Annotated in this window: 15 protein-coding genes; 8 read left to right on the forward strand and 7 right to left on the reverse strand. The window is 40.3% G+C overall.

Annotation, left to right across the window (positions count from 1 at the left end; genetic code table 11):
* Positions 1-116: 116 nt before the first annotated feature.
* Complete coding sequence (locus A9970_RS02505; RefSeq protein ID WP_120334631.1) at positions 117-833, forward strand: ThuA domain-containing protein; 717 nt, start codon at positions 117-119, stop codon at positions 831-833.
* A gap of 155 nt (positions 834-988) precedes the next feature.
* Here A9970_RS02505 and A9970_RS02510 read toward each other — a convergent pair whose 3' ends face one another.
* Entirely contained in the window at positions 989-2,875 is a 1,887-nt protein-coding gene (locus A9970_RS02510) for a TonB-dependent siderophore receptor (protein ID WP_182981164.1), read from the reverse strand.
* Positions 2,876-2,976: 101 nt separating this feature from the next.
* The gene (locus A9970_RS02515) at positions 2,977-3,888 is read right to left on the reverse strand and encodes a zinc dependent phospholipase C family protein (RefSeq protein WP_259655317.1); all 912 of its coding nucleotides are present in this window, start codon (positions 3,886-3,888) and stop codon (positions 2,977-2,979) included.
* Between the two features lie 219 nt (positions 3,889-4,107).
* Here A9970_RS02515 and A9970_RS02520 point away from each other — a divergent pair, with 219 nt between their 5' ends.
* Genes A9970_RS02520 through A9970_RS02530 form a run of 3 tightly spaced genes read left to right on the forward strand, consistent with a single transcriptional unit; the run spans position 4,108 to position 6,724 of the window.
* A complete protein-coding gene (locus A9970_RS02520; RefSeq protein ID WP_120334628.1) occupies positions 4,108-5,094 on the forward strand; it encodes a glycosyltransferase family protein in 987 nt (328 codons plus the stop codon).
* A 6-nt stretch (positions 5,095-5,100) separates the two neighbouring features.
* Positions 5,101-5,832, forward strand: coding sequence for an FKBP-type peptidyl-prolyl cis-trans isomerase (locus A9970_RS02525; RefSeq protein WP_182981166.1), 732 nt, complete (start codon positions 5,101-5,103; stop codon positions 5,830-5,832).
* Entirely contained in the window at positions 5,819-6,724 is a 906-nt protein-coding gene (locus A9970_RS02530; protein ID WP_182981167.1) for an aldo/keto reductase, read from the forward strand. The genes A9970_RS02525 and A9970_RS02530 overlap by 14 nt, the downstream gene beginning before the upstream one ends.
* A 6-nt stretch (positions 6,725-6,730) precedes the next feature.
* On the opposite strand, the gene kdsB is transcribed toward A9970_RS02530, so the two are convergent.
* From kdsB to mazG, 4 genes are all read right to left on the reverse strand, one after another.
* Positions 6,731-7,474: a 3-deoxy-manno-octulosonate cytidylyltransferase gene (gene kdsB / locus A9970_RS02535; RefSeq protein WP_182981168.1), complete on the reverse strand. Its 744-nt coding sequence runs from the start codon at positions 7,472-7,474 to the stop codon at positions 6,731-6,733.
* 88 nt (positions 7,475-7,562) lie between these two features.
* Positions 7,563-8,180: a deoxynucleoside kinase gene (locus A9970_RS02540; RefSeq protein ID WP_075992064.1), complete on the reverse strand. Its 618-nt coding sequence runs from the start codon at positions 8,178-8,180 to the stop codon at positions 7,563-7,565.
* Between the two features lie 12 nt (positions 8,181-8,192).
* Positions 8,193-9,191, reverse strand: a complete 999-nt coding sequence (gene trpS, locus A9970_RS02545) for a tryptophan--tRNA ligase (RefSeq protein ID WP_182981169.1) — start codon at positions 9,189-9,191, stop codon at positions 8,193-8,195.
* 75 nt (positions 9,192-9,266) lie between these two features.
* Entirely contained in the window at positions 9,267-10,079 is an 813-nt protein-coding gene (gene mazG / locus A9970_RS02550) for a nucleoside triphosphate pyrophosphohydrolase (RefSeq protein WP_159728580.1), read from the reverse strand.
* 136 nt (positions 10,080-10,215) lie between these two features.
* On the opposite strand from mazG, the gene A9970_RS02555 reads away from it, so the two are divergent.
* The 4 genes from A9970_RS02555 (at position 10,216) to A9970_RS02570 (ending at position 12,694) form a co-directional block, all read left to right on the forward strand.
* Positions 10,216-10,515 (forward strand): hypothetical protein, encoded by a 300-nt coding sequence (locus A9970_RS02555; protein ID WP_153848806.1) that lies wholly within the window; start codon positions 10,216-10,218, stop codon positions 10,513-10,515.
* A gap of 4 nt (positions 10,516-10,519) precedes the next feature.
* A complete protein-coding gene (locus tag A9970_RS02560) occupies positions 10,520-11,044 on the forward strand; it encodes a hypothetical protein (RefSeq protein ID WP_182981170.1) in 525 nt (174 codons plus the stop codon).
* Positions 11,045-11,151: 107 nt separating this feature from the next.
* Positions 11,152-11,835 (forward strand): hypothetical protein, encoded by a 684-nt coding sequence (locus tag A9970_RS02565; RefSeq protein ID WP_182981171.1) that lies wholly within the window; start codon positions 11,152-11,154, stop codon positions 11,833-11,835.
* Positions 11,836-11,944: 109 nt separating this feature from the next.
* Entirely contained in the window at positions 11,945-12,694 is a 750-nt protein-coding gene (locus tag A9970_RS02570) for an SDR family NAD(P)-dependent oxidoreductase (protein WP_075992070.1), read from the forward strand.
* Between the two features lie 58 nt (positions 12,695-12,752).
* Here A9970_RS02570 and A9970_RS02575 read toward each other — a convergent pair whose 3' ends face one another.
* Positions 12,753-14,216: a sulfatase gene (locus tag A9970_RS02575; protein ID WP_182981172.1), complete on the reverse strand. Its 1,464-nt coding sequence runs from the start codon at positions 14,214-14,216 to the stop codon at positions 12,753-12,755.
* Between the last annotated feature and the right edge of the window lie 7 nt (positions 14,217-14,223).

Raw genomic sequence — 14,223 nt, forward strand, 5'->3', positions numbered from 1 at the left:
CAGAAAAGCCGTGTATCGGGAGAATGCACGGCTTTTCTTTACAGCTATTTTTATCGCAATTTCGTTGCGGAAAATAGTAAACCTAAACTTAAATCATCATAATAACCATTTATATCATGAATAGAATCTTCATTTTTCTGTTTCTCCTGTTGGGGATATCAGCTGCTGTTCAGGCACAAAGGCAAGTATTAATCTTTAGCAAGACAAAAGGGTTTAGACACGGAAGCATCGAAAAGGGTGCACAGGTACTTAAACAATTGCTAGATAAAGAAAAGATAAAATCTGATCATTCGGAGGATGCTGCTCTGTTTACAGATCAGGGATTGAAAAAATATGACGCTGTTATCTTTCTGAGCACAACTGGCGATATTCTCGATAATGCGCAACAGGAAGCTTTTGTGCGGTATATCCAATCAGGAAAAGGGTTTGTGGGTATCCATGCCGCGACGGATACTGAGTTTGATTGGCCATGGTATAACGGCCTTGTAGGAGCATATTTTGCGTCTCATCCTGCCGTACAAAAAGCCAAAATTGATGTACTGGACAGAAAACATCCGGCCACCAAGCACCTCGATCCGATCTGGTGGCACAAGGATGAATGGTATAATTTCAAGGACGTGAAGGACGGATTGCATGTGTTGATGAATTTGGATGAAAAAAGCTACCAAGGTGGAAAAATGGGGGATCAACATCCAATCTCCTGGACCCAGAGCTACGATGGAGGGAAAGTCTTCTATACCGGGCTTGGACATACCGATGAGTCCTATGACGAACCTGAGTTCCAAAAACATTTAATTGGAGGAATTTTATCTGTTCTTCCCAAGAAAAAGTAACTTATTTTATAGTTGGCGTTTTCTTAAATAGGGCATGGTACATGCTTCTATGTATCAATAACACAATGAAAAGTCCCAAATGGTCATTCCATTTGGGACTTTTTTATAATTGACGGGGAAAAGGGAAGAGAACCGATTTTGCCATTTGCTTGGGTTTAATAGTTCAGTTTATATTTTGCGCCGATACTAAACCAACGACCGGGCATTGGAACGGCGGCAGCTTCTATATAGCTCTTGTCAAATATATTCTGAACATCCACAAAGATGTTTAAGTCTTGGAGTTGGTACGATCCTCTTACGTCAGCGATAAAATAAGATTTGTAACTGATACGCTCATTAAAGCGGTTTGCAGAAGTTAGCATCCAGTTCTTGTGGTTTATGGTAAAGTTGGCAATAACTTGATGCCTTAGGCTCTCAATTGCATATTTAGATAGTATCCCATCTGCTAATGTTATGGTTGGATTGAGATAATTATAACTTAGCGTTGTAAAGTATCGTGTCGTGGCGCTGGGATCATTGATATTATATCGGAATGAAGCATTGAATCCATCAATTTTATTTTTTCCAATATTTATTGGTTTCCACGGAATAACCGTTCCGCTTCCTGTAGTGGCATCCTCTTTTTGCCAGTCTATGAAATCGCTTATCCTTCGATGGAAATAGCCCGCTTGAGCAATAATCCGATTGGATAAGTATTTTATACCACCTTCGATCTGATAGGCGTTTTCAGAGCTCAGTGTGGGGTTTCCGACGTTGGCTGTCTGATTGGTGTAAAGATCCGTAAAGGAAGGGATCCGCTGGCTAGAACCTGCGTTGACTACAATCTTCCAATGTTCGGTAATATCATATCCCAAATCTAGACCCGGGAATACTTGCCAGCCAAATTTTGAGTTGTAATTGATGTAGGCACCAGAGTTGATCATCAGTTTTTTGATCGCCTCTGTTTTAAATTCAAGGTAGCCACCATAATTCTCCCGGTTATGGTCGCCAATACTGGTGCTATTGATGCGTTCAAATCGACTTTCTAATCCTAAGCCAAATGTACCATAACTTTGCTCCAATGTAGCATTGATTTCTGCTCCGAAGACGTTGCTGTAATGTTTGGATCTACCTTTGGTTGTTTCTCGGCCTAAATACCAATATTCATCTTCGTTGTAGCGATTACTGATACGTGGACTGATGGAAAATGCCTGTGTTAATTGATGCTTGGACTGCAGGGAAGCGAAAGCAGTCTTAACCTGTTCATAAGCTTCCTTGTCACTCGGTGCAGCATAGTAACCATTGGCTCCAAATTGATTGTTGATATAGCCAACATTGGCTTTTATCATATTGGCTGTATTCGGTTGGTATGTCCCGTCATAATAGAGTTTATTATTGTTGGAGGCTGTATTATAGCGTTGTCCATTCGAATCTTCGTGGCCAAAATATAAACCGTGGCTTGTTTGCTTGGTTAAGAACTGTGAGCCAAGCTGAACACCTTTGCCATAATACTTGCCTGCACTTGTCTGCTCATTATCTTTGAATGAAGAACCACTATACACCTGGGCACTAATTTGATTTGATTCAATTTTCTTTGTTACGATGTTAATGGCACCGGTTAGTGCATTAATACCGAAAATTCGTGAAGCTGGCCCCCGAATGATTTCAATACGCTCGATGGCCTCCAGCGGAACCGGAAGGTTCATGTTGTGATGGGCACTCTGCGGATCGGTGATTTTAACACCATTGAGTAGGATCGCCGTCTGTTCAAAAGACCCACCGTCGATACTTATATCTGCCTGCGAACCGAATGGTCCACGTTGGCGAATATCAACGCCTGGGATATTGCTAAGCAATTCGTTGATTGATCGATTTGGTAGTCTCTGTATATCTTCCTGCGTCAATATTTGGATATTCTTGCTTTGTTTTGAAAAAGGGATCTGTAAGCGATTTTGATTAATGATGACTTCGCCCAAAGCGGTTGTGTCTTTAATCTGAGCAGTCGCAGCTCCAATACTCAGCACTAATGCAAGGTTTGTTAACGTAATATTCTTATTCAACATGCTTTCCTAGATTTTACGCTGCAAAAGTAGCTTAGCTGACTAAAAAATAAATAGTCCGGTGTGAATAATACTGGTAGTCCGGGTGATGTTTTGTAGCCTTTTTACATCCATTCTTCTCGACCGATACGCTTTTTCCCCGTTATATCGATGTGATCTTGCTTGTCGCTGCTTTTTATTTTTTCGATGTTAGTCAAGTCGGGTTGGCCGGATTCGAGCCAGGCTGAATACCAATAGGAAGCAACGCGTAAAATGGTTTTTTGCATTCTCCTTTCAACCATACCGTTCATGGCTTCATGATAAGCTCTAGCATAACTGTCGGAATAGGTCCATACCAATTGATTGTTTCGCTCAATAAAAGATTTTTTTTGAGATGCCTTAAATTGACGATTGAGCCGGGCTTCGATGCTCAATACAGAATCCACAAGGCGATTGCTTTCACGGACGATAGTCCAGGCTTCCGCTAAGGGATCTTTGATATAGTTGGCTTTTCCAACGCGAAGGTTGTATTTTTCTGAAAACATTTCCGGTAAACGGCTTTCCCAGAATGCATGTATACCTTGTTGATGCGTTAGCTGTCCATTATAATTTTTAGTGGTGTGCAATGGAACATGGGCATCAGCAATATAATGGCCGAGTTCTGCTGAGTGTTTGATGATCCGTTTATAATCTTTTGCTTGAAAGGCCTTAACAAGCTTTTGGTAGGTAAGATTGATTTGCCAGGGCACAATGCCATTTTTTAACAATTGCTTTTCTTGAAATTTCTCTTTGGCTTGTGACCAATGTATCGGTATGGAGTCAACTGTACTTTCCTTGCGGTAGTCCTCTAAATCTATAAAATGTCTTGGGCCTTCAGCGCTGTCTGTGAAGCAGCGTTTATCTGGATCAACGGCTTTTTCGGTAATAAGGTCAATATTGGATTTATAGAACTTGGCCAACTGAGCGGGGAGCGCAAAGACGGCATAATGGTTAATTTTTTTATGAGCAAAAAATCCCCATGATGTTAAAATTAGCATGGCGACTATGCAAAGCATCCGATAAAATAGAGACTTCATGGGGTATTAAACTGGCTATTAATTAATTGTTGATATTAAATATACGTAAAGGAAAATTAAAAATGGATTAACGAATTTTTTTATTGATGTTAATTTATATTTTCTTAACATAACTAAACAATAAAATAATATTGATACTCGTTAAAATTGATTAATTTGCCGACACAAAATGCAGTCGTTATGAAGATATTGTATGCCGTACAAGGGACAGGAAATGGACATCTGAGCCGGGCAATGGATATTGTTCCCTGTTTGAGGGAGTTAGGGGAAGTCGATGTTTTGGTTAGTGGAATTCAAGCAGATCTATCATTACCTTTCGAAGTGAAATACCGTTTTCACGGGTTGAGTTTTATCTTTGGTAAATCCGGCGGAGTAGATCTGTGGAAAACATTTATGAGTTCGACGATCCGTAAATTCACGAATGAAATTAAGAGCTTGCCCATAGAAAACTATGATTTGGTGATCAATGATTTTGAACCAATTTCTGCTTGGGCTTGTCATTCAAAAGATTTGGAATGCATTGGGTTGAGCCATCAGATTGCTGCCTTAGATCCATCGAGTCCTAAGCCAGAAGATAGTGATATGTTGGGCAAATTTATTATGAAAAATTATGCTCCGTCTACTCATTCCTATGGTTTCCATTTCAAGCGGTACGCCAAGAATATTTACCAACCGGTTATCCGTAATGCTGTTCGTGAATTGAATGTGACAGATCAGGGACATTATACGGTTTACCTCCCGGCATATGACGATGCGCATCTTTTAAAGCATTTGATGAAGTTTCCGGATGTGAAGTGGGATGTTTTCAGCAAACATAATTCGAAGGCATTTGACATGAAAAATGTAACGATAAGACCGATCAATAACCAATCTTTTATTGATAGTATGGCATCTTCTTCTGGAGTTTTATGTGGGGCAGGTTTTGAAACACCGGCAGAAGCGTTATATTTGAAAAAGAAACTGTTAGTTATCCCGATGAAGAACCAATATGAGCAGCATTTGAATGCAGCGTCATTGGAAGAGATGGGGGTGCCTGTAATTTCGAGCTTAAAACAGAAAAACATGCTGGCGATAGAAGCCTGGCTCAACAGTAAATCTAGGGTTGAAGTTGATTACCCTAATATCACGCAAGAAATTATAAATGAAATCGTGCAGAAGCACCGTTAAACAAACATGAAGTATATTGCATTAGCCCTATTATCCTTGACAACAGTCACAGGATTTGCCCAACAAAAAAAAACGAACACGACGGCGAAGAAGAAGGTCGTCGCAACTAAATCAAGTACAACAAATCAACTGAAAACGAAGGCCGATTCTGTGTCTTATGCGTTTGGTGCCGATATCGGAAATTCACTAAAATCTATTGAGATCGATTACTTGAAGTCAGATGTTATTGCAAAAGCAATTTCGGATGTCTTGAAAGGGGATAAATCGCTATTGGAGGAAGGCCAAGGAAGAGCTGTTATCCAGCAGGCGATCATGGACGTTCGTGCTAAAAAAGAGGCTGCTAGCCGTGCTGAAGAAGATAAATTTTTTGCCGAAAATGCAAAGGTCGCTGGGATGAAATCTACGGCCGAGGGAATTCAATATCTTGTTTTAAATCAGACGGAAGGTCCAAAACCAAAAAGTGACGATGAGGTAACAGTACATTATAGAGGTACCTTACTTAATGGAAAGCAATTTGATAGCTCATATGACCGTAAGGAGCCATTGAAACTATCCTTGGGACAGGTGATCAAAGGTTGGCAGATTGGAATCCCGTTAATGTCCAAAGGTGCAAAGTATAAATTTTTTATACCAAGCAGATTAGCCTATGGCGAACGGGCAACAGGTGAAATTCCTGCAAACAGCACATTGGTGTTTGAGGTAGAATTGCTTGATATTGGTGCAGATGGAACAACGTAAATTAGGAAATACAAGCTTAATCGTTTCGGAAATAGGTTTGGGCTGTATGTCTTTAAAAAGCAATCAGTCCAAACAATCCAAAGATATTATCCAAAAAGCTTACGAGAACGGGATCACTTTCTTCGATACCGCTGATCTCTACGATAAAGGCCTAAACGAGATGATCGTCGGGGAGAGTGTGCAAAGCTTTCGCAAGCATATTGTTTTGGCGTCGAAAGTTGGTAACCTTTGGCGTGCAGATGGATCCGGTTGGGATTGGAAGGCTTCGAAGGACTATATTCTCAAGGCTGTGGAAGGTTCGTTGTCACGTTTAAAAACGGATTACATCGACCTCTATCAGTTACATGGTGGTACAATAGAAGATCCGATAGAGGAGATTGTTGAAGCGTTTGAGTTGTTGAAGAAACAAGGGAAAATCCGTGCTTACGGCCTTTCATCAATTCGCCCAAACGTTATCAAGGCATTTTTGTCCAAATCTGACATTGCCTCGGTAATGATGCAATACAGTCTATTGGATAGAAGACCAGAAGAAGAAATCAGTGGCTTGTTGGAAGAACGGGGTGTAAGTATCGTCGTACGCGGTGTATTAGCCAAAGGTGTTCTCATCAACAATCCTATTGAACCTTTTCTTCAGTATAGTTCGGGAGAGGTGGCCCATATCGTGAGAAACTTGGCAAATCTTTCCAAACGTATCGGAAAAGACAATATGATTGTTGCACTATCTTATGTGCTTTCTAACGCAGCTGTTGGTACAGCACTCGTTGGTGTGAGTACCAAATTGCAATTGGATGAATTGATCAGAGCAAAAGCGCAGATTATCAAATTAAGTGATTCGGATAAGCAGGTACTATTGGAAGGTGTCCGGTCGTTATACTATACCGAACACCGGTAAGCTTTACTATTTATTAAAAAATAGTCTTAATATTTTAGCGAGGTCTTCTTTTGTATCCACCGCGACAGTTTCATGCATTGTAATTGCCGTTTGAATGGTGTAACCGTTTTCTAACCAGCGCAGCTGTTCCAATGCCTCTGCTTCTTCTAGCATAGAAATGGGAAGTTGTGTCAGGGCTTTTAATGTATCTACCTGGTAAGCATATATTCCGATATGTTTATAGAATGTTTGCTTTTGTAACCATTGGTCTTTTTCCACACCTCTTAAAAAAGGAATGGTCTGCCTACTAAAGTAGATTGCTTCTCCTTTGCTGTTTCGGACAACTTTAGGGATGTTTACATTGAATAGTTCCTCCTCCGCAGTAATTTCCTTGACTAGGGTCGCTATCTGCGTAGTGGTATCTTCAAAACAATGTGCTAAAAGATCAATTTGCGCGGGGTCAATAAAGGGTTCGTCACCCTGTATATTGATGGCAACATCATAACCTTCTATATCCGTTATAACTTCGGCGCAACGATCTGTTCCCGATTGGTGGTGCTCTGCTGTCATGACGACTTTGCCACCAAAGGAAAGTACAGTTTGTGCTATGCGTTGATCGTCGGTTGCGACAACAACTTCGTTTAATTTTGTTGATTTTTTGACCTGTTCGTAGACACGTTGGATCATCGTTTTTCCTTCGATGTCGATCAGGGGTTTTCCAGGGAATCTGCTCGATGCATATCGAGCAGGGATAATACCTAAAAATTTCATCTTTTATTTTTTATCAATGGATGGGCAATTGGAATTTATCAAAAAGCCTGTAAAATAACGTTATTTTACAGGCTTTTTGATTCGTTGATTATTCGAACAATCCGAATAATTCGGCTTCGATCTTTTGAATGATATCGCCGAGGTCTTCTGGGTTTTTGGTGAAGTCCAGATTGTCCTTGTCCAGAATCATTACCTTACCTTCTTTGTAATTATTGATCCATTTATCGTATTTATCGTTCAGCTTCGACAGATAATCCAAGCGAATTGCGGATTCATAGTCACGGCCCCTTTTTTGGATATTATTCACTAGGGTAGGGACAGAGGCTTTGAGGTAAATCAATAAATCTGGAGGTTTGATATAGTGGATAATGCTTTGAAAAATATTACTATAGTTTTCAAAATCACGTGCGCTCATTAAGCCCATATCATACAAGTTTTCGGCAAAGATATAAGCATCTTCATAAATGGTACGATCCTGAATCATATCAATGCCAGTTTCCTGCAATTTTACAATATGTCTAAAGCGACTGTTGAGGAAAAAAATCTGAAGATTGAATGCCCAGCGTTTCATGTCCGAATAAAAATCTTCTAGATAAGGATTGTTGTCTACAGCTTCAAACTGAGGTTCAAATTTAAAGTGACTGGCCAACATTTCAGTCAACGTTGTTTTGCCGGCACCTATATTTCCAACGATAGCTATGTGCATATTATTTCTAGCTTAATAAAATCTTTTAATACCAATAATCTCACGAACCTCTTTCAGTGTCTTGTGCGCAGATTCGCTTGCTTTTTCAGCGCCCATTTTTGCAACTTTAGCAATGTATGCATCATCGTTTGATATATCCTCAATACGGGAGCGTACATCGTTGGTTGCAAGTACCATATCTTCTGCCAATTGTTTTTTGAAATCACCATAACGAATTTCACATTTGTTATAGAGTTTATCAAAATGCTGTAACGTATCTGCAGTAGATACGACCTTCATTAAATCAAAAAGATTTTGGATAGCTTCAGGCTTAGGCTGGTTCATCTCAGTTGGACCAGAATCGGATACAGCACGCATCACCTTTTTACGAATTACGGTTTCACTATCCGATAGATAAATACAATCTGCCTCACCATTGGATTTACCCATTTTTCCCTGGCCTGCAAGTCCGGGAACTTTCACCAATTTGTCGGAATAGGAGAATGCAAATGCTTCTTTAAAATAATCTACGTTGTATAAGCGATTGAAGCGATTGCCAAAAGTCCGGGTCATCTCCAAATGTTGTTCCTGATCTTTTCCTACTGGAACTTTTGTGCCATGGTGAATCAATATATCACAGGCCATCAAGACCGGATAGGTCAATAAACCTGCGTTAACATTGTCGGGATTGCTTCTAACTTTATCTTTAAATGCTGTAGCACGTTCAAGCTCGCCGAGATAGGCGTTCATATTCATGTATAGATAGAGTTCCGCAACTTCTGGAACATCTGATTGAACGTAAATAGTCGATTTTTCGGGGTCTATTCCTGCAGCTAGATATTCAACAATAACTTGGCGAACCGTTCCCTGAAGTCCATGAGGAGTGGGGTGGGTCGTTAGTGAATGTAAATCCGCAATGAAAAAAAAGCAATTATATTCGTTTTGCATTTTCACAAAATTGCTCAATGCGCCGTAGTAATTTCCTAAATGTAATTTTCCGGTACTTCTGATACCGCTAACAACTGTTTCCATATTCCTGCGAATTTACGCATAAATTTGACAAAGTCGAATTAAATTCGGTCGGTGACTCCCTTTTTAGGAATTGCGTTATTTTTTTAATTTTTTAGCTTCATTCCAATAAACGTCCATTTCTTCTAAACTCATTTCCTGCAGCTGTTGCTTATTTTCAGCGGCTTTTTGTTCTAAATAGGTAAACCGTTCAATGAATTTTTTGTTGGTGCGTTCTAGAGCATTTTCAGGATTGATACCAATATGCCGTGCATAATTTATTAAGGAGAATAACAGGTCGCCAAATTCCCCTTCTGCTTTTTCCTGATCCATAGGAAGTGCTGTCTCCAGATTAAATTCTGCTTTAAATTCGGCAAGCTCTTCCTCTACTTTTTCCCATACTTGTTTCTTATCTTCCCAGTCAAAGCCGACACCGCGAACTTTATCTTGGATACGATAGGCCTTTACCAAAGCGGGTAGGCCTTTCGGGACGCCAGAAAGAACAGATGTATTGCCTTCTTTCAGCTTGATTGTTTCCCAATTGGATTTGACTTGATCTTCTGTATCAGCACTGGTGTCGCCGTAGATATGGGGATGGCGCGTAATCAATTTATCGCAGATTGCATTGAGTACGTCTACGATGTTGAAATGTCCTTCTTCTTCGGCAATGCGGGCATAGAATACAAGATGCATCAAGACGTCACCAAGTTCTTTTTTGATTTCTGGATAATCTTTTTCTAAAATGGCGTCGGTTAATTCATACATTTCCTCCATAGTCAAATGTCGAAGGGATTCCATGGTCTGTTTTTTATCCCAGGGACATTCAATCCGTAAGGTATATAAGACATCGAGTAATCGTTGAAAAGCTAGTTGAGGTGTATGCTGATACGCTGGTGCTGCTAGATTTGCCATATTTCATCGTGTTTGGTAGCACAAAAGTAGAAATATGATTTCGAATAAACTATTTCAAATTGCGGAAAACAAAACTCTTTTGTCAATCGTTTTATAATAAAAATTAGAATTTAGATCGGATTTAGAACAATCAACTATGGAAAGAATGCATGGATACTCCTCTGCAAGTGTTGCCTTGGAAAAGTTAAACAACTTAGGTTACACGATAGATTATAATATTGAATTTGACGATTTGTTGGCTCATGCAGATCAGTACAGAATTGACTACTTATTTCGCTATGAAGGTGCATCGGATCCTGATGATGAATCGTCGGTGTATGGTATTAGCAAAAATTCGGGACAGAAAGGTGTTTTTGTTGCAGGCAATTTGTCTTTAATTGAAGGTAAGAAGCGGGATATTCTATTACAAATGGAACTTAAAGAGCGGGAGCGATAGCCTTATGGAAAAAAATGGAATGGAAACAACGGAGCGGCTTGAGCAGTTTAAGCTTTGGGCCTTGAAGCGTGATGGTAAAGAGGCGGATGCGCAATATCATGATCTTGCTTCGGATCGATGGTTGCAGGTTTATAGAAATGAAGCATTAAACCTCATGAAAGCGGGATTCTACAATAAAGGCTCGGCTTTGTTTGAGTCTTATGTTGAGGTTCATTATCCGTATGAACTGGAAAAATTGATTGGCAAATTAGAACGTAGTTATGACAGTTTACAGCGTTTTAGTCCAGGATTGCTTGAAGATGGTTTTTATAATCTCGTTTTGGGTGATATCCCTTTGCTCATGGCTGGTACGATCGTTGTTTTGCTTCGGGCCAAAGAGTCTGATTTTCCATCCATTTACAATAATGATGCGGATGCCGACATGCGAAGCTCTCCAAATTGGCTTATACAGCAGTCAAACAATGATATTTGGGTTGATATGCACCAGACAGCTTTAAATAATATTCACTACCCGGATAAAATTCTTTAGTCTGGCAAAATTTTTGTAGTCGATCGTACCAGAAAGAGGAAACCTGAATAGGTTGTTCACTTTTTGGACTTTTTATTGAATTATAAACCCATTCTAAATTTTATTTTATGATGTTGTACATTGGTATTTTTGCCGTTATCGTTGTGGCTTGCGTATTCATTTCTCTTATGATGATGAAAAAGCAAAAGGAGACGGCCAAAAAGTATGAAGGTGAATCCGGGATTGCCTTAGCTCCAGGCGTAAAGGATGAATTGTTAAGTGATGAATTTGGTGAATTAAGAAAACAGTTGAACGGCGCTCCGATCGACGCCTTTACGCAATGCGCGTATATTGCAACAGTTGGGGACAAAGTTGCTTCAGCTGCAGCTACAGCGGCCAAGACTGTTGCTTGGGCGGCGGTAGGTGTAAAGGCTCGTTATAATGAACGGGATAACGCTTCTTATCTGGTGCTTAGCAACAACGAGTTGCATTACGTATTTTTTGATGAGGGGGAGGTGAGAGATCATTTGGTTTTTGATCATGAAACCTTGCTCGATGCGCGAACTGCGCAGATTACTAATTCTGAAAAAGTAACACGCATGGGCTCTGTCATGGGCTTGAAACCTAAGAAAATGCATCTTGACGTCAATGAAAATGGGCTCGATATTATTTATTACGGCACTGTTCAGCGTATGCCACATGGTATTATTTCTCCAGGTTCAGGTATGTTCGAAACACAGGCGAGACTTCAATTGATGGGGCGTTTGTTTTTGGATAGATTATATAAAAAATATCCGCAGCTACAGAACTAAGCCGCCGAGAAATGTCATTTTAGTTTCGTTTTAATTGAAGTAAGTGGCCTTTTTGACTTGATTCCGCATTGCTTTTAGTAAATTGTCTGTATCATAAAATTTATATCATATGAAAATTTTAGCAGATAAAGTAGCTTTAGTAACAGGTGCGGGTTCGGGGATCGGACTGGCAGTTGCATTGGCTTATGGTAAAGAAGGTGCAAAAGTCGTTGTCTCGGATATCAACGAGCAAGCGGGGAATGAAACCGTAAAACAAATTGAATCTCTAGGAGGAGAAGCTGTGTTTTTCAAAGCAGATAGCTCATCTCCCGCTGACAATGAGGCCTTGGTTGGTTACGCTGTCAAGACATTTGGCCGGCTTGATATTGCATGCAATAATGCTGGTATTGGTGGAGAGGCTGCACTAACGGGAGATTACAGTCTCGATGGATGGAAAAAAGTAATTGATATTAATTTCAATGGCGTATTTTATGGATGTAAATATCAAATAGAAGCCATGGAGAGGAATGGAGGCGGTGTTATTGTCAATATGGCTTCCATTCATGGTACCGTGGCTGCACCTATGTCAAGTGCTTATACTTCAGCCAAACATGCTGTAGTGGGACTGACAAAGAACATCGGCGCAGAATATGGTCAAAAAAATATTCGTTGTAATGCGGTTGGACCTGGTTATATTGATACACCGTTATTGGCTAAGTTGGATAAAGAGCATATCAATGCGTTAATCAGTAAACACCCCATTGGACGTTTGGGAAAGGCAGAGGAAGTCGCTGAGCTGGTTCTTTTTCTAAGTTCGGATAAATCGTCTTTTATGACCGGTGGGTATTACTTAGTTGATGGTGGTTATACTGCTGTTTAACAGATCAGTTTAAGAAAAAAGGGATCCAAATGTGTCGTGTTGGATCCCTTTTTTTGCACTATAACTGGGCTGCTGGACGTATTTCAGTCCCTTCCATGTTATTTAATCCGTCACCCAACGTGCGACGATATTTATCTGCTACCTGTTGGAGTTGTTTGACAATTTCGGGATATTGATCTTTTAGGTCTCTATCTTCACCGGGATCAATTGCAAGATTATATAATGCCAAGGGGACTTTTACTGTAGCATATTTTCCTGGATACCGATCGCCGCCTATGGTTGCAGGTGCTTCGTATGTTTCGGTTTCAGCAGGAAAAACAAGCTTCCATTTTCCTTTTCGGATTGCTTTCAAATTGTTTTTATTATGATAATAAGCGAGTTCATCTCGTGGAGTACTTTGGGTATTACCCAATAGAAGCTCTGTAAAATCAATCCCATCGATTTTCTTTGTTGGCTTGGCTGCCTGGGTAATATTGACAATCGTTGGTAGTAAGTCCATATTGGTCAAAAGCTGATTACTTACAGTTGCCGGTTTAACATGACCGGGCCAGCTTATAATGCAAGGTACTTTTAATCCACCATCAAATATAGTTGCTTTACCCTCTCTGAGCCCTCCTGTCGAACCGGCGTGGTTTCCAAACGTGAGCCATGGACCATTGTCACTCGTGAAAATAACAATAGTGTTTTCGAGCAGATGATTTTGTTCCAACGTCTTCATCACTTCGCCTACGGACCAGTCTACTTCTTCCATAACATCCCCAAACATACCGGCACCGCTTTTACCTTTAAATTTTTCGGAAACGCCAAGTGGGACATGAACCATGGCATGGGCTAAATAGAGAAAGAAAGGGTTGTTTTTATTACGTTTGATAAAAGAGACCGCTCGGTTTGTATAATCGGTGGTCAATTGATCCTGACCATCAAAAGAATCGATAATTTTAACTGTTTTGTTGCCTTCGATTAAAGGAAGTGGGGGGTATTGGGCCCGCCAAAAAGTTGAATCTTGCCATTTTTTTCCCTCATAATCGTAGGCCCACATATCATTGGAGTAGGGAAGTCCATAGAACTCGTCAAAGCCATTTTGAAGGGGAAGGTAAGGCTCTTTATGTCCAAGATGCCATTTTCCGACCATGCCGGTTTTATATCCTTTGCTTTTCAATAGTTCGGCGATCGTTTGTTCATCGGGGTTAAGTGCAAATTTGGCATTATGGTCAATCGCACCGCTAATGCCAATTCGCGTAGGGTAGCAGCCGGTTAATAGGGCACTTCGGGAAGCTGTACAGATTGGCTGCGCGGCATAAAAATCGGTAAAACGCAAACCTTGTGCTGCGAGTTTATCGATATTTGGCGTTTGGTAGGGGCCACCACCATAGCAGACTGGGTCGGCATAGCCCATATCATCCATTAAAATAATAATGATGTTTGGGGGTGGAGCTGGTTTATTCTCATCCGTAATAGAAGCTGCAGAAGCTCCAAGGGTAAATAAGAATGGTATAAAAGAAAATATATAGTTCAAATCCATCGTTTGC

Origin of the sequence: Sphingobacterium sp. UME9 (assembly GCF_014170215.1) — a bacterium.
GTDB classification, from domain to species: Bacteria; Bacteroidota; Bacteroidia; order Sphingobacteriales; family Sphingobacteriaceae; genus Sphingobacterium; species Sphingobacterium paramultivorum.